The organism is Serratia sp. ID 25-353, from assembly GCF_054792795.1.
This window is the reverse complement of the sequence record NZ_CM139236.1, coordinates 3,480,330-3,505,471: the sequence shown is the minus strand read 5'-3', so window position 1 is coordinate 3,505,471 and position 25,142 is coordinate 3,480,330. Positions and strand designations below refer to the sequence as shown.

Below are 25,142 nucleotides of genomic sequence, written 5' to 3'. Positions count from 1 at the left end.
CGGGCAATAGCCGTTCACGCCATGCAGACGTCGTGAGACGGCAGGGCTAAGCGTGGTTCAGTTTTGGGAAGGGCGCTATGGTAATGGAAGGCGGCGCGTTCGTCACCTGCAAAACCGGATGATTTTTCTTAACCTGGCGCAATCTCAAAACAGCCCCATCTGCCCGGTGACCAGCGTGGTGAAGTCGTCGTGCAAGAAAGGGAGTATAGCGTCTGCCACCGGCTGCAGCTGGCGTTCGAGGTAATGCTGATAGTCGATGGGGGAATGGCGCGTCTCCAGCGGTTCCGGCCCGGCGACGGTCATCACGTAGCTGATCCAGCCGCCGTTCTGATACTGCAGCGGCCGCCCCTGGCTGCGGTTGTAGTCGTCGGCGATGCGCGCGGCGCGGGCGTGCGGCGGCACGTTGCGCTGATAGTCGTCGAGCTTTCTGCGCAGGCGTTTGCGGTACACCAGCTGATCGTCGAAGTCGCCGTTCAGGGTTTTGCCGACGTAGTCGCGCACATAGTCCTGATAGGGCTGCCGTTTGAAGATGCGCTGATAGAGCTGCTGCTGGAACTGCTGCGCCAGCGGCGTCCAGTCGGTGCGCACCGTTTCCAGGCCTTTGTACACCATCTCTTCCTCGCCGCCGGCGCGTGCGATCAGGCCGGCGTAGCGCTTCTTGCTGCCCTGTTCGGCGCCGCGAATGGTCGGCATCAGGAAGCGGGAATAGTGGGTTTCGAACTCCAGCTCCAGCGCGTTCTCCAACCCGAACTGCTGCTGCAGATGCTGCTGCCACCAGGCGTTGACCCGCTGCACCAGCGCCCGGCCGATCTGCGCCGCCTGCTGCTCGTCATGCGGCTGTTTCAGCCACACGAAGGTGGAATCGGTGTCGCCGTAAATAACCTGATACCCTTCGGCTTCGATCAGTTCGCGGGTTTGGCGCATGATCTCGTGGCCGCGCAGGGTGATCGACGACGCCAGCCGCGGATCGAAGAAGCGGCAGCCGCTCGATCCCAGCACGCCGTACAGCGCGTTCATGATGATCTTCAGCGCCTGCGACAGGGGCTTGTTGTGCTGGCGCTTGGCGGCTTCGCGCCCCTGCCAGATCTGCTCGACGATCGCCGGCAGGCAGTGTTTGCTGCGCGAGAAGCGGGCGTTGCGAAAACCGGGCACCGAATCGGCGTCGTTTGGGTGGCGCATGCCTTCCACCAACCCGACCGGATCGATCAGGAAGGTGCGGATGATCGACGGATACAGGCTTTTATAGTCCAGCACCAGCACCGAATCGTACAGGCCGGGCTGGGAGTCCATCACGAAGCCGCCGGGGCTGTGTTCCTCCGGCTGTTCGCCGAGGTTGGGGGCGACAAAGCCCAGGCGGTGCATGCGCGGCATATAGAGGTGGCTGAAGGCCGCCACCGATCCACCGCTGCGATCGGCCGCCAGTCCGGTGACGGTGGCGCGTTCCAGCAGGAAGTTGAGCAGGTCGGCCTTGGCGAAGATGCGCGTCACCAGCTCGCAGTCCTTCAGGTTGTAGCGGGCCAGCGCCGGCTTGTCTTCGGCGAAGCGTCGGTCGATCTCCGCCATGCGCTGATAAGGGTTGTCGATCGCCTTGCCTTCGCCCAGCAGCGCCTGCGAAACGTATTCCAGGCTGAAGGAGGGGAAGTTCCAGGTGGCGGACTTCAGCGCTTCGATGCCGTCGATGATCAGGCGGCCGGCGGCAGCGGCGAAAAAGTGGTTCTGTTTGAAGCCGTGCTCGCGCCACTCCAACAGGTTGCCGCCACGCCCCAGCCGCAGCGGGATCTGGTAGCGTTCGGCGTGCTTTTGCAGCACCCGCAGATCGAACTGCACCAGGTTCCAGCCGATGATGGCGTCAGGATCGTGGCGCTCCAGCCACGCGTTCAACCGTTCCAGCAGTTGGGGGCGGCTGGCGCAGTATTCCAGATCGAAATCCAGCGGCGCATCGCCGCCGTTGGCCGGCCCCAGCATGTAGACCTGCCGCTGGCCACAGCCTTCCAGCGCGATAGAGTAAAGTTCGCCGTGGGCGGTAGTTTCGATATCCAGCGACACCAGCCTGAGCGTCGGGCGGTAGTCCGGCGCCGGCTTCATCTGGCCGTTGAGCAAGGGCGCGCCGCCGTTGGCCTGGCCGTTGAACCACACCGGCGCGGTGATGAAGCGCTCCATCAGGTAGCGTTCGGGTGGGCGAATGTCGGCCTCGTAGACCGTAACGCCGCCTTCCCGCAGCAGTTTTTCCAGCTTGATGAGCTGACGGTGCTGGCGGCAGTACAGCCCCAGCATCGGGCGGTGATGAAAATCCGTCAGTGCCAGCGGTTTCAGTTCGACTTGCCGTTCTTCGCGCAGCAGCAGTTCCGCGCGCGGCTTTTGTTCGGCGGGGATAAACGCTACCGAGGTTTGCGGCGGCAAGCGCAGCTGACGCGGGCCTGCGTCGGTCGCCAGCCAAAATTCGACCTCGGTGCCGGCGGGCGTGTCGCGCCAGTGGCGAGTGAGCAGGAAACCCTGTTGCAGTGCTGTCATAACCCCTTCGTCTTCCACCGGGCGGCGTGCGCGACATTCAGCGAGATGTCGGTTTTGGCGCTAATATAGATAAATTATAGTATGTGTTTTTATACAGTCATTGTCCATCGGCGTTCGGCGCTGCCAAATACGCATACAATTCATCGATTGACTCGCCAGCGGCGCCGCTGGAAAATCCTCGGCCCCGTTTGGCCGAATAATCCGCAGAGGTGTAATGGAAGCCTATTTACAAGATTTGATCACCCAGTCACTGGCTTTCACCCTGATGGTCGTCCTGCTGGTCGCTTTTCTCGAGTCGCTGGCGCTGGTGGGGCTGCTGCTGCCCGGCACGGTGATGATGGCCAGCATCGGCGCCCTGATCGGCAGCGGCAAGGTGGACTTCTACTACGCCTGGGCGGCGGGGATCGTCGGCTGCCTGCTCGGCGACTGGATCTCCTATTTCGTCGGCCGCGCCTTCAAAGGGCCCTTGCACCGCTGGTCGTTCCTGAAGAAGAACAAAGCGCTGCTCGACAAAACCGAACACGCCTTGCACCAGCACAGCATGGCGACCATTCTGATCGGCCGCTTCGTTGGCCCGACGCGCCCGCTGGTGCCGATGGTGGCCGGCATGCTCGATCTACCGCCGTACAAGTTTGCCTTGCCGAATATCATCGGTTGCCTGACCTGGCCGCCGGTCTATTTCTTCCCCGGCATCCTGGCGGGCGTGGCGATCGACATTCCCGCCGGCGCCAACAGCGCGATGTTCAAGTGGTTGCTGCTCGCCGCGGCGCTCACGATCTGGCTGGCTGTGTGGCTGAGTTGGCGCTGGTGGCGTGAGGATAAGCGCAGCGCCGATCGGCTGAGCCGTTGGCTGACGCCGCTGCGGCTGCGCGTGGTGTGCGGATTGAGCTGGCTGGCGGCGCTGGCGGTCGGTTATCTGCTGAGCCAGCAGCCCTTGATGCCGGTGTATCGGCACCTGTTGTGGCAGGTGCTGTCCGGGCAATGATTGCGGGGGCGTAAGCCCCCTTCGTATTACTGGAAGAACGCTTCCAGCTGTTCAAATACCCGCACGTCTTCGCTGTGGCGCTTCACCTGCAGCACGTCTTCCAGCTTTTCCACCTGGCTGATCATTTGCTCCAGCCGCTGATCGTCGGCGACCAATAGCCAAATGCGGCTCTGCTGGCCGTCCTTCAGCGGCAGACACAGAATGCCTTCGACGTTGAACGCGCGGCGAGCGAACAGCCCGCAAACGTGCGACATGACGCCGGGATGGTTGCGCACGGCCAGCTCCAGGATCACCTGGGGTTTATCTTGTGGTTGCAGCATGGCTTATTCTCCAATCATGTCGATATTGGCGGCGCCCGGCGGCACCATCGGGAACACTTTTTCGTTGATGTCGATCAGCGCGTGGATCAGGCAGGGGCCCGGGCGTTGGATCGCTTCGGCCAGCGCGGCCTGCGGATCTTCCGCGGCGTTCAAATCGCAGGTATCCAGCCCGAATCCGGCGGCGATCTTCAGGAAGTCGGTGCGCTTCGGATAGGCGGCGGCGAAGATGCGCTGCTGGTAGAACAGGGTTTGCTGCTGGTGCACCAGCCCCAACGCCTGGTTGTTCATCAAAATGATTTTCACGTCCAGATCGTGTTCGACCGCGGTGGCCATTTCCTGAATGTTCATCATCAGGCTGCCGTCGCCGGAGAAGCACAGCACTTTGCGCTCGGGCTCCGCCAACGCCGCACCGATCGCCGCCGGCAGACCGAAGCCCATGGTGCCCAGGCCGCCCGAAGTCAGCCACTGGCGCGGCCGGCTCAGCGGATAGGCCTGCGCCACCCACATCTGATGCTGGCCCACGTCGGTGGTGATGATGGCGCTGTCGTCCACGCAGCGCGCGGCCGCCAGCACCAGGCCGTAATGGCTCAGCGGATCGTCGGCGTTCGGCATGTTGAACGGGAACTCGCGCTTCAGGTCATTGACGGTGCTCAGCCACGCGCTGCGCGGCTGCGTGTCGATCTGCGGCAGCAGCTGTTGCAGCACCTGGCCGACGTCGGCATGGATCGCCACGTTGGCCTGTTTGACCTTGCCCAGCTCGGCGCGGTCGATATCCACGTGAATGATGGCGGCGTTAGGGCAGAACTGCTCGGTTTTGCCGATTGCCCGATCGTCGAAGCGCGCGCCCAGCACGATCAGCAGATCGGCCTCCTGCAGAATGAAGTTGGTGCTGCGCGCCGCGTGCATGCCCAGCATGCCCAGCGACAGCGGGTGTTCCACCGGCATCGACCCCAGCGCCATCAGCGTCATGGTGGTAGGCAGACCGGCGCGTTCGGCCAGTTCCAGCGCCTGGCGGTGAGCGTCGGCGCAGATGATGCCGCCGCCCAGGTAGAGGATCGGGCGTTGCGCCTGGTTGATCATCGCGGCGGCCTGCGAAACCAGCGCCGGATCGAAGCTCGGTGCGGCGTCCTGCACGGCGATCGGCGGTAGCTCCTCCAGGGTGATGGTGGCGGTCTGCACGTCTTTCGGCACATCGATCCAGACCGGGCCGGGGCGGCCGGATTCGGCGATGCGGAATGCGTCCACGATCACCTGCGGCAATTCGCGAATATCGCGTACCAGATGGTTGTGCTTGGTGATTGGGATGGAAATACCGTAGGTGTCCACCTCCTGGAAGGCGTCGGTGCCGATCATCGAAGAAGGCACCTGACCGGTGATGCACACCAGCGGAATGGAATCGAGCTTGGCGTCGGCGATGGCGGTGACCAGGTTGGTGGCGCCCGGTCCGCTGGAGGCGATGCACACCGCCGCTTTGCCGTTGGCGCGCGCCATGCCCTGCGCCATAAAGCCCGCGCCCTGTTCGTGGCGCGCCAGCACGTGGTGAATGCGGGTGCTTTGGCTCAGCGCGTCATACAGCGGCAGTGCCGCGCCGCCGGGGATGCCGGCGACGGTGGTGATGCCCTGCCGCTCCAGCAGATGAACGATCAATTGTGCGCCGGTGAAGCGGGTGCCCGGCTGAGGCGTGCCCGAAGTTGCCATGTTCCTGTCCTTTCTCAAGGCCGGTGAGCTTTTCTGGGCAGGGTGCTAAAACAAGAAACCCCGCCCGGTTTGCGCCGGCGGGGTTTGGGAATCGATGCGTTGATTCGGACCCTACGGCGCATTGCCGACGACCACCACCACACGCACGACGACCACCGCGGCTGGTAGCGCGGTAACTAGTAGGGTCGAAGTCAGCGAGGATGCGATCACAGGGAACCTTATCATCAGTAAAAAAAGTCAGGTTTTTATAAAAGCACAGGCGCAAAATTCGCACAACAGGTTTATTGGCGCAGCATAAAAAACGCGCGTCAGATCACGCTTTACCCAAGATGCCCAGCACGCGCGCTTCGGGCGCGCTGCCGTCCAGCAGGGCCTGCGTCGGGCCGTCGTAGTAGATGCGGCCGTCGACCACCAGCAGCGTGCGCGGCGCGATGCGCGCGGCGTCGTCGAGGTTGTGCGACACCATCAGCAGCGTCAGGTTGCGCTGTTCGCACACCGTCTGCAGCAGCTGCAGCATCTCGTTGCGCAGCGCCGGATCGAGCGCCGAGAAGGGCTCGTCGAGCAACAGGATCGGCCGTTGGCGAATCAAACAGCGCGCCAGCGCGGCGCGCTGGCGCTGGCCGCCGGAAAGTTGCGACGGCAGGCGCTCCAGGTGCTCCTCCAGGCCGACCTGACGGGCGATATGCGCCCGCTGTTGGCGCTGCTGTTCAGTCAGGCGCAGACCGGGATCTAACCCCAGCCCGATGTTCTGCGCCACCGTCAGGTGCGCGAACAGGTTGTTCTCCTGAAACAGCATCGACACCGGCCGTTTGGCCGGCGGCGTGGCGGTGTGGTCTTCATCGTTCAGCAGCAGCCGGCCGCTGGCCGCCGGCAGAAAACCGGCGATCAAACTCAGCAGGGTGCTTTTACCGGCGCCGCTGGGGCCGAGCACCGCGACGCGCTCGCCCGGCTGGATGCGCAGATCAAAGCGCATCGGCAGGTGTTCGTACAGATAGGTCAGTTTTTCAAGCGTCAGCATGGCGCCCCGGTAAGCGTTCGATCAGGGTAAACAGCAGGAAACACAACAGCAGCAACAGCAGCGCGGTCACCGCCCCGTCGTTGCTGCGGTAGGCGCCAATCTGCTGATACAGGTAAAAAGGCAGGGTACGGAAATGCTCGTTGCCAAACAAGGCGACCACGCCGAAATCGCCGATCGACAGCACGCAGGCGAAGGCCAGCGCCTGCGCCAGCGGGCGGCGCAGCGCGCGCAGTTCGATCAGCCGCAGCCGTTGCCAGCCGTGGATATCCAGCGACAGGCACAGCGGGTTGTAACGTTCGGCGAGGTCGCGCATCGGGTTCTCCAATACCTTCAGCGCATAGGGCACCGCCATCAGCGCATTGGTGAGGATCACCAGCGCATAGGGCGACTGCGGCAGCCCGATCGTATCGCTCAGCAGCAGGAAGAAGCCGGTGGCCAGCACGATGCCCGGCATCGCCAGGATCACCATGCCGCTCAGCTCCAGCGCCTGGCCGCCGCGCAGGTGCTGCCGCAGCTTCAGCTCGCGGCTGCTCCACAGCAGCAGCATCGTGAGCGCCACGCACAACAGCCCGGCGCCGAGGGCGATGCGCAGCGACGTGAACAGCGCCTGCCACAGCACCGGCTGGCGCAGCACGCTGACGACGGCCTGATTGGCGCCGTCGGCGATCACCGCCAGCAGAGGCGGCAGCAGCAGCAACAGCGCGGCGGCGATCAGCAGAAAATCGCCGACGCGTCGCCACAGGCTGTCTTCCGGATTGCGCCAGCGCTGGGCGTGGGTATGCCCCACCGGCAATACCTGGCTCAGGCGCTGACTGATCAACACCAGCCCCAGACAACAGCTTAACTGGATCAGCGCCAGCATGGCGGCGCGACCCAGATCGTAGTCGTAACTCAGCGCCTGATAGATCGCCAGTTCGATGGTGGTAGCCTGCGGCCCGCCGCCCAGCGACAGCACGGTGGCGAAGCTGGCGAAGCACAGCATGAAGATCAATGCGCCGCTCGGCAGGATCTGGCGGCGCAGCGCCGGCCATTCGACGAAGCGGAACTGCTGCCAGCCATTCATGCCCAGCTGGGCGGCCAGCTGGCGCTGCTCCACCGGGATATTCTCCAGCGCCTGCAGCAACAGGCGGGTGGCCAGCGGCAGGTTAAAGAACAGGTGCGCCAGCAGAATGCCCTGCAGACCGTAGGGCGAGAAGCCATATTCGATGCCCAGCCAGCCGCACAGCGTCGCCAGCCAGCCTTGGCGCCCATAGACGCTGAGCAGGCCGAACACCGCCACCAGCACCGGCAGCACCAGCGTCATGGCGCACAGCCGCAGCAGCAGCTGCCGGCCGGGGAAGCGGCGGCGATAGAGCGCGCGCGCCAGCAGAACGGCGGGCAGCACCGAAATCAGCGCCGACAGCAGCGCCTGCCAAAAGGTGAAGCGCACCACGTGCCAAAGGTAGCTGTCCTGCCACAGGCCGCGCCAGTCGCTGTCCGGCGCGTGACGCCACAGCGAGCCCATCGCCAGCGCGGCGACCAGCAGGATCACGCCGGCGGCCAACAGCCCCGGCCAGAGCCAGCGGGGGATCAGCGGCTGACGGCGGTTTGCCATGCCCGGATCCAACCGCCGCGTTGTTTGGCCACCTCTTCGGCGCTGTATTGCAGCGCGGTCTGCGGCACGTTCATCTGCTCAAAGCCGACGGGCAGTGGGGTGTTGATCACCGGGTACATCCAGTTGCCGGTCGGGATGGCGTTTTGGAACGCCGGTGTCACCATGAACTGCATGAAACGCTCCGCCAGCTCAGGCTGTTTGGCGGCCTTCAGCTTGCCCGCCACTTCCACCTGCAGGTAGTGCCCTTCGCTGAACGTGGCGGCGGCGTAGAGATCTTTTTTCTCTTCGATCAGGTGATAGGCCGGAGAGGTGGTGTAGCTGAGCACCAGATCGCCTTCGCCCTTCAGGAACAGGCCGTAGGCTTCGCTCCAGCCTTTGGTGACGGTGACGGTTTTCTTCGCCAGTTGCTGCCAGGCGGCCGGCGCCTTGTCGCCATACACTTTTTGCATCCACAGCAGCAGGCCGAGGCCCGGCGTGCTGGTGCGCGGATCTTCGTAGATCACTTTCCAGTTGCGATCGCCGCTGACCAGCTCCTGCAGGCTTTTTGGCGGGTTCTTCAGTTTTTCTTTGTTGTAGACGAAGGCGAAGTACCCGTAGTCGTATGGCACGAAGGTCGCGTCCTGCCAGCCGCCCGGCACCGTCAGTTTGGCGGTGTCGACGCCGCTCGGCGCGAACAGGCCGGTTTGCTGCGCCGCCTGCAACAGGTTGTTGTCCAACCCCAGCACCACGTCGGCGGCGCTGTTCTTGCCTTCCATGCGTAGGCGGTTCAGCAGCGAGACGCCGTCTTCCAGCGCGACGAACTTCAGTTCACAGTCGCACTCGGCTTCAAAGACTTTTTTCACCGCCGGGCCTGGGCCCCAGTCGGCGGCGAAGGAATCGTAGGTGTAAACCGTCAGCGTCGGCTTGGCCAACACCGGCGCGGCACACAGCAGCAATAAGCAGGGCAGAAATGTTTTGACCACGTTGCACTCCTGAAAAATAAGGGGGCAAGGGCATCTGAGGGGGCGAGGCGGCGTCGCCGGTTCGCTGGGCTCAAATCCCTCCGCCGGTATTGACCGGATCAGGTTCGACGGGTGTGCTCTCAGCGGAAAATCGGGCTTATCACGTGGCCCGACTTACCGCACCCCGTTGAGACGGCGCTATTGTAAAGATTAACCGACCCGGGCGAAAGGCGCTTATGCCTCCGGCGGGGCAAACCAGGCGGACTTGAAGTCGAACCAGCCGAGGGTGTTCATCCGCACGCCGCGCATGCTGCGCTGGCCGTGCAGCTGCAGCCAGTGGTGGAACAGCGGATGCAGCTGGTGGTTGCTGACCAGACGCTGGCAGAACTCGGCCAGCGGCAAGCGGTTGGCGCGCCACAGCGCTGCGTCCTGCGCCAGATCTTCGTTCATGCAATGCTGCATCAGCGGCAGTTCGTACAGCGTGGCGAACAGCGAAAACTCCAGCGGCAGATAGAAGTTGGCGCTGCCGAGCCACAGATCGCTGCGCGCGTCGCCCTGGTGCCAGGTGGCATAATCCACGCTTTGCACGATCAGACGGATGCCGTGCTGCGCCAGCAGCGGTTCGATCGCCTGGCGAATGGCGTGAAACTCCGAATGTTCATTGAAGTGGGTCATCGTCAGTTCGGTCAGGCCCGCGGGCTTGGGCTGCTGCGCCAGCGTGCGGTTGTGGTGCCAGCGCGGCAGCAGGCCGTACGCCGGCGACCAATAGCGCTGGTAGAGCGGCCCGGCGTGGCTCAGCAGCGAAATGGGGTTGATCAATTCGCACAGCCAACTGCGAATGGCGGGGTCGACGGCCAGCGGTGAACGCTGATCGAACAGCAGGAAATAGCAACCCTCTTCCAGCCGGCTTTCCAGCTCGCTGTTGCCGGTTTCATCGCCCTGCAGCTGCACGCCGGAGTGCACCAGCTCTTCGGAAAACTCCGGCAGCACCCAGATGTTCACCTCGTCGATCAGCGCCCGGTAGCCAAAATAGTCGTCGAAGGCGTGGATCTTCATCTGGCTGGGATGGTTGCGCACCATGCGGTAGGGGCCGGTGCCGACCGGATGGCGGGCGAAATCCGGCAGTTCACGCCATTCGCGCGGCAGGATCATGGCCTGCACGCTGCCCAGCAGCCAGGGCAGCCAGTGGTCGGGGCTGCGCAGCTGCACGTCGATAACGAACGGCGTCGGCGAGGTGACGCTCTCGATATGCGAGAACAGCGGTTGCGAGGTCAGACGCGAGAGGGAAGTGATGACGTCCGCCATCTCCAGCTCGCGGCCATGATGAAAATGGATCGCCGGGCGCAGGTAAAACCGCCAGTGCAGCGGGGTCAGCGCCTGCCAATGGTGAGACAGATCGGACTCCAGTTCCCCGTTTTCCTCATTTATGCGCGTCAGGCCGTTGAAGATCTGGCGCGCCAAATGGGTCTCCGAACGCCGCAGCGCCGAGCCGGGCAGCAGGTTGTACAGCTGCCGGTAGTAGAGCACCCGCAGGATGTGTTTCCCCTGGCGGAAGCTGCGGCCCAGCTGCGACAGCAGCATCTGGCGCACCACGTTTTTGTCGCCCACCAGCTGCACCAACTGATCGATGCGGTCCTGTTCCAGCAGCTCCTCGGCCCGTTGTTGCTGCAGCGCCAGGCCGGTGTAGTGGAAGGTTAACCGCGAGCGCTTGCCGCGCCCCGACTCCGCCTGCCAGGTGAGCCAGCCTTCCCGCTGCATGGCGCTCAGCAGGGAGCGCACGTGGCGGCGCGAGCAGCTGAGCACCTCCGCCAGCGCCTGCAGCGTAGTGTCGGTGGTTTCACCGTGGCAGCGCTGCCACAGACGGATGAACTGCTGCTGCAATCGGGACGTGGACATAAAAGAGGAACGCTCCTGCCTCAACTCGTCAATTTTTTTTTCCCTATATTACGCCGATAATTTTCATCAATGAAAGGGGAGGGCGTAATCATGAAAGCTTTCTTATCCAGACAGTTCTATCAGCGCTACTTCAGTGCGGTGCGCCGCCAGCGCGCCGACTGGCTGAGCGTGGTGCCCGAACAGGCGCGGCTGGCGATGCTGGCGCACCTGACACAATGGGACATTAAAGAGATGACCGATAAGCAGTATCGCGAGCACCTGTAGGGGCCGCGGCAACCAATTTCTGAGTAATGGTGCTGTTTCACCAGCCAGTGGGGCGACCCACTGGTTTTTTTATGCGTGGTCATGGCGATGCGCTTGCATTTTTCTCGCCGTGGCCTAAGGTTCTTTCTTCTGCTTTGAGGTCAGGGAAGACGATATGCAACGCCTGAGCCGGTTGTCACTGCGCATTAACCCCATCTTTGCCGCATTCCTGCTGATCGCTTTCCTCTCCGGCATCGCCGGCGCGTTGCTGACGCCGACGCTCAGCCTGTTTCTGACCACCGAGGTCAAGGTGCGGCCGCTGTGGGTCGGGCTGTTTTACACCGCCAACGCGGTGGCCGGCATCGTCGTCAGTTTCCTGCTGGCCAAGCGCTCCGACACCCGCGGCGATCGGCGCAGGCTGATCTTGCTGTGCTGCCTGATGGCGGTCGGCAACTGCCTGCTGTTCGCCTTTAATCGCGACTACCTGACGCTGATCACCGCCGGGGTGCTGATGTCCGCCGTTGCCAACACCGCCATGCCGCAGATTTTCGCGCTGGCGCGGGAATATGCCGACCGCGAGGCGCGTGAAGTGGTGATGTTCAGCTCGGTGATGCGCGCCCAGCTTTCGCTGGCCTGGGTGATTGGCCCGCCGCTGTCGTTTGCGTTGGCGCTGAACTACGGCTTTACCGTGATGTTCCTGATCGCCGCCGCCACCTTCGCGCTTTGCGTGCTGCTGGTGGGATTTATGCTGCCTTCGGTGCCGCGCGCGGCGGGAAATGAGGGGCTGCAGAGTGGGGTGTCTGCGCCGATCGCGCCCGCCAGCGCCTGGCGCAATCGCGACGTGCGGTTGCTGTTCATCGCCTCGATGCTGATGTGGACCTGCAACACCCTGTACATCATCGATATGCCGCTGTATATCACCGCCGATCTCGGCCTGCCGGAAGGGTTGGCCGGGGTGCTGATGGGCACCGCCGCCGGGCTGGAGATCCCGGCGATGCTGCTGGCCGGTTATTACGTCAAACGTTTCGGCAAGCGCAACATGATGCTGCTGGCGGTGGCGGCAGGCGTGCTGTTTTACCTCGGGCTGACGGTGCTGGCGGCCAAGCCGGCCCTGATTGCGCTGCAGCTGCTCAACGCGGTGTTTATCGGCATCGTCGCCGGTATCGGCATGCTCTATTTTCAGGATTTGATGCCGGGCCGACCGGGCGCCGCCACCACCTTGTTCACCAACAGCATCTCTACCGGGGTGATCCTGGCCGGGGTGCTGCAGGGCGCGCTGGTGGAAAATTTCGGTCATGGTTCGGTATATTGGATGGCGGTGCTGCTGGCGCTGGCGGCGCTCGGGATGAGCGCCAAAGTGCGTGAAGTGTGAGGTCAAACGACGGCATTCTTGATGCAAGTCATTGAGAAGGCAGAAGCGGACGCCCAAGCTGAAGGCATATGGAGCGCGATCGTTGCGTTCACGCCCGTCTCGCTATTGAGATGCCGCCTTGTCGTTTAGAACAGTGGGAACGTTATGGATAAACTCACACCGCTCAAACCGCTTCCTTCCCTGTGCGCCCTTGCCGCCACGCTGATCATCTGGTTCCTCATTCCCGTGCCGGAGGGCGTTGCGCCCAACGCCTGGCAACTGCTGGCGCTGTTTATCGGCACCATCATCGCCATCATTGGCAAAGCGATGCCGATCGGCGCGGTTTCGGTGATCGCCATCGCTCTGGTGGCGGTGACCGGCGTCACCAACCCCGGCAAGCCGGGCGCCGCGCTGGACGATGCGCTCAGCGGCTTTTCCAACCCGCTGATCTGGCTGATCGGCTTTTCGATCATGATCTCCCTCAGCCTGAACAAAACCGGGCTGGGCGCGCGCATCGGCTACTACTTCATTTCGCTGTTCGGCAAGAAAACGCTGGGCATCGCCTATGCGCTGACGCTGGCGGAAACCACGCTGGCGCCGGTGACGCCGAGCAACACCGCGCGCGGCGGCGGCATCATTCACCCGATCATGAAGTCGATCGCCGACAGCTTCGGCTCTAAACCCGAGCTCAATACCTCCGGCAAAATCGGCCGCTACCTGTCGTTGGTAAACTACAACATCAACCCGGTTACCTCGGCGATGTTTATCACCGCCACCGCGCCTAACCCGTTGATCGTCAGCCTGATCGCCAAAGGCACCCACGGCAACTTCGAGCTGTCCTGGTCGATGTGGGCGATTGCCGCCCTGGTGCCGGGGCTGTGCTCGCTGATCGTGATGCCGCTGGTCATCTACCTGCTGTATCCGCCGGAGGTAAAAAGTACTCCGGACGCGCCGCGTTTCGCGCGCGACAAACTGCAGGCGCTGGGGCCGATAACGCTGCCGGAGAAAATCACCCTCGGCGTGTTCGCGCTGTTGCTGGCGTTGTGGGCCGGCATTCCGGCGATGATCTTCGGTCCGGCGCTGGCGGTCAATCCCACCACCGCGGCGCTGATCGGCCTGGCGGTGCTGCTGGCCACCGGCGTGCTGAGCTGGGAGGATGTGCTCAAGCATAAAGGCGCGTGGGACACCGTGGTGTGGTTCTCGGCGCTGGTGATGATGGCCAGCTTCCTCGGCAAGTTGGGGCTGATCGGCTGGCTGTCGCAAACCGTGGGCAACGGCATCGACCATATGGGCATGAGCTGGGTGGGCGGCACGATCTTGCTGACCCTCATCTATTTGTATTCGCACTATTTCTTCGCCAGCACCACCGCGCACGTGACGGCGATGTTCGCTGCCTTCTTCGCCGCAGGCATCGCGCTCGGCGCGCCACCGGCGCTGCTGGGCCTGATCCTGGCGTTCTCTTCCTCGCTGATGATGTCGCTGACGCATTACGGCACCGGCACCGCGCCGATCATCTTTGGCTCCGGCTACGTGACGCTGGGGGAATGGTGGAAAGCGGGATGGGTGATGAGCGTGGTTAACCTGTTGATCTGGATCCTGATCGGTGGGGCGTGGTGGAAGCTGCTGGGCTACTGGTGATACCCGTCATACTTGAAACTGCCGCCGTGTTGGCTGTGTAAGTGCACCCCTGTCACTTAGTACACTAAGCTCCAGGGGATTGACTTACTTGCCGCCTTGCCGCAGTTCCAATTATTTAGGGTATTCGCCGACGATCAGTTCAGAAACGCCGGCTGCTGCGCTTCGTAGCGGGAGATGTCCGCTTCGTGCTGCAGCGTCAGACCGATGCTGTCCAGCCCGTTGATCATGCAGTGGCGGCGGAAGCTGTCGATTTCGAAAGGATAGCTTTTGCCGCCGGCGTTGACCGTCTGGTTCTCCAGATCCACCACGAACGCCGTCCCCTCGTTGGCGTCCACCAGCTTGAACAGCTCATCCACCTGCTGCTCGCTCAGCGTCACCGGCAACAGCTGGTTGTTGAACGAGTTGCCGTAGAAGATATCGGCGAAGCTCGGCGCGATCACCACTTTGAACCCGTAATCGGTCAGCGCCCAGGGCGCGTGTTCGCGCGAGGAACCGCAGCCGAAGTTCTCGCGCGCCAACAGGATACTCGCGCCTTTATAGCGCGGTTTATTCAGCACGAACTCCGGGTTCGGCTGCTGGCCGGCGTCGTCGAGGAAACGCCAGTCGTTGAACAGGTGCTGGCCGAAGCCGGTGCGGGTGACCTTCTGTAAAAACTGTTTGGGAATAATGGCGTCGGTATCGACGTTGGCCGCATCCAAAGGCACCACTAAGCCGGTATGTTGAGTAAATTTAGCCACGTTAGCCCCTTAGTGAATATCACGGATGTCGGCGAAGTGACCGGCAACGGCGGCCGCGGCGGCCATCGCCGGGCTGACCAGGTGGGTGCGCCCACCGCGGCCCTGACGCCCTTCGAAGTTACGGTTGCTGGTGGACGCGCAGCGCTCGCCCGGATTCAGACGGTCGTTGTTCATCGCCAGACACATCGAGCAGCCCGGCAAACGCCATTCGAAACCGGCTTCGATAAAGATTTTGTCCAACCCTTCGGCTTCCGCCTGGGCTTTCACCGGGCCGGAGCCCGGCACCACGATAGCTTGCACGCCGCTGGCGACCTTGCGCCCCTTGGCGATCGCCGCCGCCGCGCGCAGATCTTCGATGCGCGAGTTGGTGCAGGAACCGATGAACACTTTGTCGATCGGCACCTCGGTCAATTTGATGCCCGGCTTCAAGTCCATGTAGGCCAAGGCTTTTTCGGCGGAGGCGCGCTCGACCGGATCGCTGAACGATTCCGGCGCCGGGATCGCCTGATTGACGGCGATCACCTGGCCGGGGTTGGTGCCCCAGGTGACCTGCGGCGCGATCTCTTCGGCGTGCAGCGTCACCACGGTATCGAATTGGGCGTCGGCATCGGACTTCAGCGTGCGCCAATAGGCGACCGCCTGCTCCCAGTTTTCGCCGGTTGGTGCGAACTGACGCCCTTTCAGGTAGGCGAAGGTGGTGTCGTCCGGCGCGACCAGCCCGGCCTTGGCACCCATTTCGATCGCCATATTGCACAGGGTCATGCGGCCTTCCATGCTCAACGCTTCGATTGCCTTGCCGCAGAACTCCACCACGTGGCCGGTGCCGCCGGCGCTGCCGGTTTTGCCGATCACCGCCAGCACGATGTCTTTGGCGGTAATGCCCTCGGCGGCGTCGCCGGTGACTTCAATCTTCATGGTCTTGGCGCGGCCCTGTTTCAGGGTCTGGGTCGCCAGCACGTGCTCCACCTCGGAGGTGCCGATGCCGAACGCCAGCGAGCCGAAAGCGCCGTGGGTGGCGGTGTGCGAGTCGCCGCAGACGATGGTCATGCCCGGCAGCGTCATGCCTTGCTCCGGCCCGATCACGTGCACGATGCCCTGGAACGGGTGGTTCAGGTCATACAGCGAAACGCCGAATTCCGCGCAGTTCTTGATCAGCTCCTGCATCTGGATGCGTGCCATCTCGCCGCTGGCGTTGATGTCTTTGGTCTGGGTCGACACGTTGTGATCCATGGTGGCGAAGGTTTTGCCGGGCTGGCGCACCTTGCGGCCCATGGCTCGCAGGCCGTCGAACGCCTGCGGCGAAGTGACTTCGTGCACCAGGTGACGGTCAATATACAGCAACGGCGTTTCGTTCGGCGCTTCGTGCACCACGTGGGCGTCGTACAGCTTCTGGTATAAGGTTTTGGCCATGTTATGCCCCCTGAGCTACAAAGCGAGCGATGATGTCGCCCATTTCATCGGTGCTGACGGCTTTACCGTCACCGGCCAGATCGGCGGTGCGGTAGCCCTGTTCCAACGCCTGGTTGATGGCGCGCTCCACGGCGTCGGCCGCTTCATCGGCGCCCAGGCTGTAACGCAGCAGCAGGGTGGCGGAAAGGATCTGCGCAATCGGGTTGGCGATGCCTTTGCCTGCAATATCCGGCGCGGAACCGCCTGCCGGTTCGTACAGGCCGAAGCCTTGCTCGTTCAGGCTGGCGGACGGCAACATGCCCATCGAGCCGGTGATCATCGCGCATTCGTCGGACAGGATGTCGCCGAACAGGTTGGAGCACAGCAGTACGTCGAACTGGGACGGATCCTTGATCAGCTGCATGGTGGCGTTGTCGATATACATGTGCGACAGCGACACGTCCGGGTAATCCTTGGCGACCTGATTGACCACCTCACGCCACAGGATGGAGCTTTGCAGCACGTTGGCCTTGTCGATCGACGTCACTTTGTGGCGGCGCTTGCGGGCGGATTCGAAGGCGATGCGCGCGATGCGTTCAATCTCGAAACGGTGATACACCTCGGTATCGAAAGCGCGCTCCTGCATGCCCTGGCCTTCGCGGCCCTTCGGCTGGCCGAAGTAGATGCCGCCGGTCAGTTCGCGCACGCACAGAATGTCGAAGCCGCGGGCGGCGATGTCGGCGCGCAGCGGGCAGAATGCCTCCAGCCCTTGATACAGGCGCGCCGGGCGCAGGTTGCTGAACAGCTTGAAGTGCTTGCGCAGCGGCAACAGCGCGCCGCGCTCCGGCTGCTCAGCCGGCGGCAGATGTTCCCATTTCGGGCCGCCTACCGATCCGAACAGGATGGCGTCGGCCTGCTCGCAGCCGGCGACGGTCGCCGGCGGCAGCGGGCTGCCGTGGCGATCGATGGCGATGCCGCCGACGTCGTACTCGGCGGTGGTGATGCGAATATCAAAGCGTTGACGCACCGCGTCCAACACTTTGCGCGCCTGAGCCATTACTTCCGGGCCGATGCCGTCTCCGGGCAAGACGGCAATGTGATAAGTCTTCGTCATGTTCACACCGTTTCCTGATTATTTTGATGTTTGTTTTGCTGCAGACGCTGCTTTTCTTTTTCTACCTGCTGTGAGCGCCAAATATTGTTCAACACGTGTACCATCGCCTTGGCGGAGGATTCGACGATGTCGGTCGCCAGACCTACGCCGTGGAAGCGGCGGCCGTTGTAAGAGACCACGATATCCACCTGGCCCAGCGCGTCGCGGCCATGGCCCTTGGCGGTCAGCTGGTACTTCACCAGCTCGATCGGGTAGTCGGTGATGCGATTGATTGCCTGATAAACCGCATCGACCGGGCCGTTGCCGGTGGCGGCTTCGGCTTTCTCTTCGCCGCCGCAGATCAGTTTCACCGAGGCGGTGGCCATGATGCTGCTGCCGGACTGCACGCTGAAGTAGCCCAGGCTGAAGTGCTCCGGCTCTTCCTGCTGTTTGTTGATGAAGGCCAGCGCCTCCAGGTCATAGTCGAATACCTGGCCCTTTTTGTCGGCCAGCTTCAGGAAGGCGGCGTACAGGGTATCCAGGTTGTAGTCCTGCTCCTGGTAGCCCATCTCTTCCATGCGGTGTTTCACCGCCGCGCGGCCGGAGCGGGAGGTCAGGTTCAACTGCACGTCTTTCAGGCCGATCGACTGCGGGGTCATGATTTCGTAGTTTTCGCGGTTCTTCAGCACGCCGTCCTGGTGAATGCCGGAGGAGTGGGCGAAGGCGTTGGAGCCGACGATCGCCTTGTTGGCCGGGATCGGCATGTTGCACAGCTGGCTGACGATCTGGCTGGTGCGGAAGATTTCCTGATGATTGATGTTGGTGTGCACGTTCATGATGTCCTGGCGCACTTTAATCGCCATGATCACCTCTTCCAGCGAACAGTTGCCGGCGCGCTCACCGATGCCGTTCAGGGTGCCTTCCACCTGACGGGCGCCGGCCTGGACCGCGGCGATGGAGTTGCCGACCGCCATGCCCAAATCGTCGTGGCAGTGCACGGAGATGATGGCTTTGTCGATGTTCGGCACGCGGTCATACAAGGTGGTGATGATGCCACCGAACTGGTTCGGCGTGGTGTAACCGACGGTGTCCGGAATATTGATGGTGGTGGCGCCGGCGTTGATGGCGGCTTCGACCACGCGACACAGATTGTCGATCGGCGTGCGGCCGGCGTCTTCACAGGAGAACTCTACGTCGTCGGTGTAGTTGCGGGCGCGTTTGACCGAGCGCACCGCCATCTCCAACACTTCGTCGAACGAGCGTTTCAGCTTCGATTCGATGTGCAGGGTCGAGGTGGCCAGGAATACGTGGATGCGGAACGCTTCGGCGACGCGCAGCGCTTCGGCGGCCACGTCGATGTCTTTATCCACGCAGCGGGCCAGGCCGCAGACGCGGCTGTTCTTGATCTGACGCGCGATGGTTTGCACCGACTCGAAGTCGCCCGGCGAAGAGACCGGGAAGCCGACCTCCATCACGTCGACGCCCATTCTCTCCAGCGCCAGCGCAATCTGAATCTTCTCTTTTACGCTCAGGCTGGCCTGCAATGCCTGTTCGCCATCACGCAGCGTGGTATCGAAAATAATGACTTGTTGGCTCATCGGTGCATTCCTTATCGTGTTGATTTCACGCTAAGCGGGCAAAAAAAAACCCGCGCAGTAGCGCGGGTTTCTTATGGGTGATCGGCTGAGTCAGCTCCGAACTTCGTCCACAGGCATACCGCGCAAACAAGATGCGTTAAGTAGTAGGCCTAGTAGACGGTGAGTACGGATCATAAGGGTTCAGCTTCTCTTAAATGGGGTGTCTGCCTAATTTGATACGTGATTGCCCTGGCGATGTCAACACCTGATTGAATGCGGGGACAATGCATCGGCTAATCGGCCGAACAGAGGATCATGCGGCAAAAAAGCGACGCCCTAGAGAAAAAACGGGTCCAGTTTGCGTGCTGCTTAGCATAAACGAATCGAATATAGACTGCGCTAATTGCTTCTGGATTTCGTTGCGTTAAGATTTGTGATGAAAAAATAAGAGGGATTAATCACGGGGAGTAATAAAATAACATTTTTAATACAAATGATTTAAATTGAATCCATATGAACAATTGATTGTTTTAGTCATAATATAACAAAATAATGCGTTTTTACACAAAGTGAGCGGTGTTTTTAGATGGTTTGATTGCTTATGATGTGTTTTTATAGTTTGTCTCATACAGCGCGGCTACGTTGTTTAATTGTATTAATCATTGTTGATACCTAATTATTAGTACTACCCAGGTGGCATTCTTCTCGTTGACGGGGGAAGCTGCTGACATGTATTCCATATACGACTTATATCGTGTCGATAACACGAGGTTTTTTATCGGTTGATGACGGTAATGGCAGGATTTGTCGTGCAAAGATAAGACAATGCGGCGTTTCATTGTTTGTCGAGCATAAGGATTAGATTATCTACACAGGATTTAGTGGAGTGAAATATGGCTGAATATGATTCAGAAATCGCCATGGTCAAAGAGCCGGCGGACATTCATTTGCGCAGCGTCGATCTTAATTTGCTGACGGTGTTTGACGCCGTGATGCAAATGCAAAATATTACGCGAGCCGCTAATTCGTTAGGGATGTCGCAGCCGGCAGTGAGCAACGCGGTAGCGCGCCTGAAGGTGATGTTCAACGACGAACTGTTCGTGCGCTGCGGGCGCGGGATCCAGCCCACCATGCGGGCCAGGCAGCTGTTTGGTCCGGTGCGGCAAGCGCTGCAGCTGGTGCAGAATGAGTTGCCGGGTGCCGAGTTCGAGCCGCTGACCAGCACGCGAGCGTTCTCTCTTTCGCTGTGCAGCCCGCTCGACTTGCGCCTGGGCGCCGGGATAATCAATCACGTCAAACAGATCGCACCGCAGCTTAATCTGCAAATAAAGTCATACATTAACAATAATATCGAACATCAATTGCGTTATCAGGACGTCGAGTTTGTCATCGGCTACAGCCGTTTCGAATCAGCGGAATTTCGCAGCCTGGCGATGTTCGACGACGAATTAGTGCTGGCGGTTGCGCAGGCGCACCCGAGAATGGGCGAGGAGGCGACGCCGGAGCACATGCTGGCCGAGCAGCACGCCGTGGTTTCCCTGGAAAGTTTTGGATCGTTCAGTAAACCTTTTTATTTAGAGGAGCCGATGCTGCGCGCCGTGACGCAACAGTGCACGGATCTCTACAGTGTGTTGAATATGGTGTCGCAAACGGAAATGGTGGCGATTGCGCCCGCCTGGTTGGTGCGACAGCAGACGGAGGCATTGAAAATAAAGGCGGTTCCTTTATGTGGCAATGATAATAAAGCCACCTGCTATCTCTCTTGGCATGAATCCTCCGAGCGGGATAAAGGCCATCAGTGGATGAAATCCGTCCTGATTGAGGCAGGCAACCCAAAGTAAAGCGATAAAAAATGGAAGCCACATAAAGATAATATTCAACTGAGCGTTTTTTTCTCATGATAAAAACTAAGAACTATCTGTGTTTTTATTAAGATGTTTCTTGGTTTTACGGCGATAAAATAACTTATTTTCAGAGTGAGTTTGTTCGTTCAGCAAAAATAATTAATATAAATTAATATTCTGATTTTTACTTTTCGACTGGTATTTTAAACTAACTCGATGCGGCGGCCCGAACGGGCCGCGTTTTACTGCCATCAGCAAACCTTTTCCTCCCCGTTTTGTCCAACCGATGAAAGTGCGGAAGTCGGACTGAGTTTTGGCTCACACTTCTACGCTGAAATCGCTTTTCCCTCTGCCTGAGAGTAGGTAGACTGCGCAGAAAAAAGTAAACACGTGTAAGCTGAGATGAGAGCCGTAAGGCGTCGTTCAGGCTTAACTGTTTGATTCATTTCAGGCTTAGAGCACTATGATCACTAATCTGCTGCAATACCATTTGATCCGTCGTATACAGCATCAAATCATCCACCGAGCCGATCGCACAGCTTTTCGCCAATGGTCGCCCAACGGCGAGTTGCAACTGACCTGGGGAGAGGCCGCCACCCGCATCGATCGCATTGCTGCCGGACTGCTGGGGTTGGGCGTCGAAGTGCAAGAACGCATCGGTATTTTCGCCAATAACACGATGGCCTGGGCGTTGACCGATCTCGCTATCCTTCACCTGCGCGGCATCAGCGTACCGCTCTATTCCACCAATACGCCGGCGCAGGCGGCGTTCGTCACCAACGACGCCGACATCCGTATACTGTTCGTCGGCGAGCAGGCGCAGCTTGACGCCGCCATCGCGCTGCGCGGCGTCTGCCCACAGCTGCGCCATATTGTCGTCTTCGACGAGGATGCCGATCTGCGCGGCTGCGAGATCGCACAGCATCTGAGCGCCTTCGAACGCGCTGCCGATCCGGCGGCTTTTGCCGCTCAACGTCTGCAGCGTATTGAAGAGTGCGACCTGCAGGATCTCTTCACCCTGATCTATACCTCGGGTACTACCGGCGAGCCGAAAGGGGTGATGCTGGACTACCGCAACCTGGCGGCGCAGCTCTACCTGCATGATGAAAGACTGACGGTCGGCGAAGAGGATGTGTCGCTCAGCTTCCTGCCGCTGTCGCACGTGTTCGAACGTGCCTGGAGCTTCTTTGTGATGCATTCCGGCGCGCAGAACGTTTTCCTGCCGAACACCGACTGGGTGCGGGAAGCGATGGGGCAGGTCCGCCCGACGCTGATGTGTGCGGTGCCGCGTTTCTACGAGAAGATTTTCAGCGCGGTGCACGAAAAAGTGGCGCGCGCGCCTTGGCTGCGCCGTGCGTTGTTCCACTGGGCGATCGTCTGCGGCGAGCGCAAATTCCTGCAGGAGCGCGCCGGCAAACCGTTGGGCAAAGTGTTCGACTTCACCCATCGCTGGGCCGATAAGCTGGTGTTGAGCAAGCTGCGCGGTATCCTCGGTGGCCGGGTGCGCTTTCTGCCGGCGGCGGGCGCCAAGCTGGACGACAATGTGATCCTGTTTTTCCAGGCGATGGGCGTCAACATCAAGTACGGTTACGGCATGACCGAAACCTGTGCGACCGTCTCCTGCTGGGAAGAGGGGCATTTCCGCTTCGGCTCCATCGGCAAACCGCTGCCGGAGGTCGAGGTGCGCATTGGCGAGGAAAATGAAATCCAGGTGCGCGGGCCGATCGTGATGCGCGGCTATTTCAACAAACCGTTGGAAACCGCCGCGACCTTTACCGAGGACGGCTGGCTGAAAACCGGCGACGCCGGGGCGATCGATGAAGAGGGCAACCTGTTCATCACCGAACGCCTGAAGGATTTGATGAAAACCTCCGGCGGCAAGTATATCGCGCCACAAATGCTGGAAGGCACGCTGGCGCAGGATCGCTTTATCGAGCAGGTGGCGATCATCGCCGATGCGCGTAAATTCGTTTCCGCGCTGATCGTGCCGTGCTTTGAGTCGCTGGAAGAGTATGCGAAGTCAGTGAACCTGAAATACCAGGATCGCCTGGAACTGCTGCGCAACGGCGAGATCCTCGAGATGTTCGAAAAGCGCCTGCGCGAGATGCAAAAGGAGCTGGCTCGCTTCGAACAGGTGAAGAAGTTCACGCTGCTGCCGGCGGCTTTTTCGATGGAGCTGGGGGAGTTGACGCCAACGCTCAAGCTGCGCCGCAAGGTGATCCTGCTGCGCTATCAGCGCGAAATCGACTCGATGTACCAGGAACAGGCCTGACGCCGCCGCCGGGCCATGCATCCGGTGAAAAAAACGGCATATCCTTCACCTGATTTAGTTCTGTAATTTCCCCCCTGTTCGAAACAATGCCTAGCCTGACAACCCTGAGGCTAGCGCATTGTTTTTATAAAGCCGCGATCGCCAGCCGCTTGGCAATAACCCCGCTACCGTTAAGCCATTTTGCCGTTTGCCTGCCCCATATTCTGACGTTATGTTAATTCGATAGCGACAACCCATAAAAACTTTGGGGCATTGCCCCGCAGCAGGCGCTACGTTCCGGCGCCAGACAAGAATAAGCAAGCCTGGAGGCAAACCCATGGAGATGTTGTCAGGAGCCGAGATGGTCGTCCGATCGTTGATCGATCAGGGCGTTAAGCATGTATTCGGCTACCCCGGCGGGGCGGTGCTCGATATCTACGACGCCCTGCATACGGTTGGAGGGATCGATCATATTCTGGTGCGCCATGAGCAGGGCGCGGTGCACATGGCCGACGGCTACGCACGCGCCACCGGTGAAGTGGGCGTGGTGCTGGTGACCTCCGGCCCCGGCGCCACCAACGCCATTACCGGCATCGCCACTGCCTACATGGACTCGATCCCGATGGTGGTGCTGTCGGGGCAGGTGCCCAGCTCGCTGATCGGCTACGACGCCTTCCAGGAGTGCGATATGGTGGGCATTTCGCGCCCGGTGGTGAAGCACAGCTTCCTGGTAAAACGTACCGAAGACATCCCGGCGGTGCTGAAGAAGGCGTTCTACCTGGCTTCCAGCGGCCGCCCCGGCCCGGTGGTGATCGATCTGCCGAAAGATATCGTCGGCCCGGCGGTGCGGATGCCTTATGCCTACCCGCAGGACGTGAGCATGCGTTCTTATAACCCGACGGTGCAGGGCCACCGCGGGCAGATCAAACGCGCGTTGCAAACCATTCTGGCGGCCAAAAAGCCGGTGATGTACGTCGGCGGCGGCGCGATCAACGCCGGTTGCGAAGCCGAACTGTTGGCGTTGGCGGAACAGCTGAACCTGCCGGTGACCAGCAGCCTGATGGGATTGGGCGCTTTTCCCGGTACCCATCGCCAGAGCGTCGGCATGCTCGGCATGCACGGCACCTATGAAGCCAATAAAACCATGCACCATGCTGACGTGATCTTCGCCGTCGGCGTGCGTTTCGACGATCGCACCACCAATAATCTGGCCAAATACTGCCCTGACGCCACCGTGCTGCACATCGATATCGATCCGACCTCGATCTCCAAAACGGTGGACGCCGATATTCCGATCGTCGGCGATGCCAGGCAGGTGTTGGTTCAGATGTTGGAGCTGTTGGCTCAGGGCGAGAAAGCGCAGGATCACGACGCGCTGCGTGACTGGTGGCAGTCTATCGAGCAGTGGCGTGCCCGCGACTGCCTGGGTTACGACAAGCACAGCGGCACCATCAAACCGCAAGCGGTGATCGAAACCCTGCACCGCCTGACCAAAGGCGACGCCTATGTCACCTCGGACGTGGGCCAGCACCAGATGTTCGCCGCGCTCTATTATCCGTTCGATAAACCGCGCCGCTGGATCAACTCCGGCGGCCTCGGCACCATGGGCTTCGGTTTGCCGGCGGCATTGGGCGTCAAGCTGGCGCTGCCGGAGGAAACCGTGGTGTGCGTGACCGGCGACGGCAGCATTCAAATGAATATTCAGGAGCTGTCCACCGCGCTGCAATATAACCTCCCGGTGGTGGTAGTGAACCTCAACAACCGCTATCTGGGCATGGTGAAACAGTGGCAGGACATGATTTATTCCGGCCGTCACTCGCAGTCCTACATGGATTCGCTGCCGGACTTCGTCAAGCTGGCCGAGGCTTACGGCCATGTCGGCATCGCCATCCGCACGCCGGATGAACTGGAGAGCAAGCTGGCGCAGGCGCTGGCGGAAAAAGAGCGGCTGGTGTTCGTCGACGTGACCGTCGATGAAACTGAACATGTTTACCCGATGCAGATCCGCGGCGGAAGCATGGACGAAATGTGGCTTAGCAAAACGGAGAGGACCTGA

The 25,142-nt window shown here is 60.9% G+C and carries 19 protein-coding genes and 1 riboswitch; of the genes, 7 read left to right on the top strand and 12 right to left on the bottom strand.

From position 1 onward, the window contains the following. Window positions 1-144: 144 nt before the first annotated feature. Entirely contained in the window at window positions 145-2,511 is a 2,367-nt protein-coding gene (locus ACYF6X_RS16965) for a DNA polymerase II (RefSeq protein WP_130017882.1), read from the bottom strand. A gap of 214 nt (window positions 2,512-2,725) precedes the next feature. Here ACYF6X_RS16965 and ACYF6X_RS16960 point away from each other — a divergent pair, with 214 nt between their 5' ends. Then, window positions 2,726-3,496, top strand: a complete 771-nt coding sequence (locus ACYF6X_RS16960; protein WP_033637083.1) for a DedA family protein — start codon at window positions 2,726-2,728, stop codon at window positions 3,494-3,496. 26 nt (window positions 3,497-3,522) lie between these two features. On the opposite strand, the gene ilvN is transcribed toward ACYF6X_RS16960, so the two are convergent. From ilvN to sgrR, 7 genes are all read right to left on the bottom strand, one after another. Next, complete coding sequence (gene ilvN / locus ACYF6X_RS16955) at window positions 3,523-3,816, bottom strand: acetolactate synthase small subunit (protein ID WP_016929110.1); 294 nt, start codon at window positions 3,814-3,816, stop codon at window positions 3,523-3,525. Between the two features lie 3 nt (window positions 3,817-3,819). Continuing rightward, window positions 3,820-5,514: an acetolactate synthase large subunit gene (ilvB, locus tag ACYF6X_RS16950; protein ID WP_130017883.1), complete on the bottom strand. Its 1,695-nt coding sequence runs from the start codon at window positions 5,512-5,514 to the stop codon at window positions 3,820-3,822. 111 nt (window positions 5,515-5,625) lie between these two features. Beyond that, complete coding sequence (ivbL, locus tag ACYF6X_RS16945) at window positions 5,626-5,739, bottom strand: ilvB operon leader peptide IvbL (RefSeq protein ID WP_154747116.1); 114 nt, start codon at window positions 5,737-5,739, stop codon at window positions 5,626-5,628. An 88-nt stretch (window positions 5,740-5,827) separates the two neighbouring features. Continuing rightward, window positions 5,828-6,532, bottom strand: a complete 705-nt coding sequence (thiQ, locus tag ACYF6X_RS16940) for a thiamine ABC transporter ATP-binding protein ThiQ (protein ID WP_107226752.1) — start codon at window positions 6,530-6,532, stop codon at window positions 5,828-5,830. Continuing rightward, entirely contained in the window at window positions 6,519-8,126 is a 1,608-nt protein-coding gene (thiP, locus tag ACYF6X_RS16935; protein WP_130017884.1) for a thiamine/thiamine pyrophosphate ABC transporter permease ThiP, read from the bottom strand. The genes thiQ and thiP overlap by 14 nt, the downstream gene beginning before the upstream one ends. Next, on the bottom strand, window positions 8,102-9,088 hold the full coding sequence (gene thiB / locus ACYF6X_RS16930; RefSeq protein ID WP_107226753.1) for a thiamine ABC transporter substrate binding subunit: 987 nt from the start codon (window positions 9,086-9,088) through the stop codon (window positions 8,102-8,104). The genes thiP and thiB overlap by 25 nt, the downstream gene beginning before the upstream one ends. A gap of 57 nt (window positions 9,089-9,145) precedes the next feature. After that, window positions 9,146-9,264: riboswitch (TPP riboswitch) on the bottom strand. A 37-nt stretch (window positions 9,265-9,301) separates the two neighbouring features. Next, entirely contained in the window at window positions 9,302-10,963 is a 1,662-nt protein-coding gene (sgrR, locus tag ACYF6X_RS16925; RefSeq protein ID WP_063991420.1) for an HTH-type transcriptional regulator SgrR, read from the bottom strand. Between the two features lie 90 nt (window positions 10,964-11,053). On the opposite strand from sgrR, the gene sgrT reads away from it, so the two are divergent. The 3 genes from sgrT to ACYF6X_RS16910 all read left to right on the top strand — a co-directional run bounded on the left by sgrT (window position 11,054) and on the right by ACYF6X_RS16910 (window position 14,195). Beyond that, window positions 11,054-11,227, top strand: coding sequence for a glucose uptake inhibitor SgrT (gene sgrT, locus ACYF6X_RS16920; RefSeq protein ID WP_004932838.1), 174 nt, complete (start codon window positions 11,054-11,056; stop codon window positions 11,225-11,227). A gap of 154 nt (window positions 11,228-11,381) precedes the next feature. Beyond that, entirely contained in the window at window positions 11,382-12,578 is a 1,197-nt protein-coding gene (locus tag ACYF6X_RS16915) for a sugar efflux transporter (protein ID WP_130017885.1), read from the top strand. Window positions 12,579-12,722: 144 nt separating this feature from the next. Further along, window positions 12,723-14,195, top strand: a complete 1,473-nt coding sequence (locus ACYF6X_RS16910) for a DASS family sodium-coupled anion symporter (protein ID WP_130017886.1) — start codon at window positions 12,723-12,725, stop codon at window positions 14,193-14,195. Between the two features lie 134 nt (window positions 14,196-14,329). Here ACYF6X_RS16910 and leuD read toward each other — a convergent pair whose 3' ends face one another. From leuD to leuA, 4 genes are read right to left on the bottom strand one after another with little or no spacing between them, the layout of a single operon-like run. Next, complete coding sequence (leuD, locus tag ACYF6X_RS16905) at window positions 14,330-14,932, bottom strand: 3-isopropylmalate dehydratase small subunit (protein ID WP_063991417.1); 603 nt, start codon at window positions 14,930-14,932, stop codon at window positions 14,330-14,332. A 9-nt stretch (window positions 14,933-14,941) separates the two neighbouring features. Then, complete coding sequence (leuC, locus tag ACYF6X_RS16900; RefSeq protein ID WP_044029698.1) at window positions 14,942-16,342, bottom strand: 3-isopropylmalate dehydratase large subunit; 1,401 nt, start codon at window positions 16,340-16,342, stop codon at window positions 14,942-14,944. Window position 16,343: 1 nt separating this feature from the next. Beyond that, window positions 16,344-17,435 carry a 3-isopropylmalate dehydrogenase gene (leuB, locus tag ACYF6X_RS16895; RefSeq protein WP_033649192.1) on the bottom strand — a complete coding sequence of 364 codons (1,092 nt, stop codon included), beginning with the start codon at window positions 17,433-17,435 and terminating at the stop codon, window positions 16,344-16,346. A 2-nt stretch (window positions 17,436-17,437) separates the two neighbouring features. Beyond that, on the bottom strand, window positions 17,438-19,012 hold the full coding sequence (gene leuA / locus ACYF6X_RS16890) for a 2-isopropylmalate synthase (protein ID WP_004932820.1): 1,575 nt from the start codon (window positions 19,010-19,012) through the stop codon (window positions 17,438-17,440). Window positions 19,013-19,884: 872 nt separating this feature from the next. Between leuA and leuO the strand changes: the two genes are divergently transcribed. The 3 genes from leuO to ilvI all read left to right on the top strand — a co-directional run bounded on the left by leuO (window position 19,885) and on the right by ilvI (window position 25,142). Beyond that, window positions 19,885-20,832: a transcriptional regulator LeuO gene (leuO, locus tag ACYF6X_RS16885; RefSeq protein WP_063991416.1), complete on the top strand. Its 948-nt coding sequence runs from the start codon at window positions 19,885-19,887 to the stop codon at window positions 20,830-20,832. A 466-nt stretch (window positions 20,833-21,298) separates the two neighbouring features. Beyond that, window positions 21,299-23,107 carry an AMP-dependent synthetase/ligase gene (locus ACYF6X_RS16880; RefSeq protein WP_130017887.1) on the top strand — a complete coding sequence of 603 codons (1,809 nt, stop codon included), beginning with the start codon at window positions 21,299-21,301 and terminating at the stop codon, window positions 23,105-23,107. A gap of 316 nt (window positions 23,108-23,423) precedes the next feature. Next, window positions 23,424-25,142: an acetolactate synthase 3 large subunit gene (gene ilvI / locus ACYF6X_RS16875; RefSeq protein WP_107226756.1), complete on the top strand. Its 1,719-nt coding sequence runs from the start codon at window positions 23,424-23,426 to the stop codon at window positions 25,140-25,142.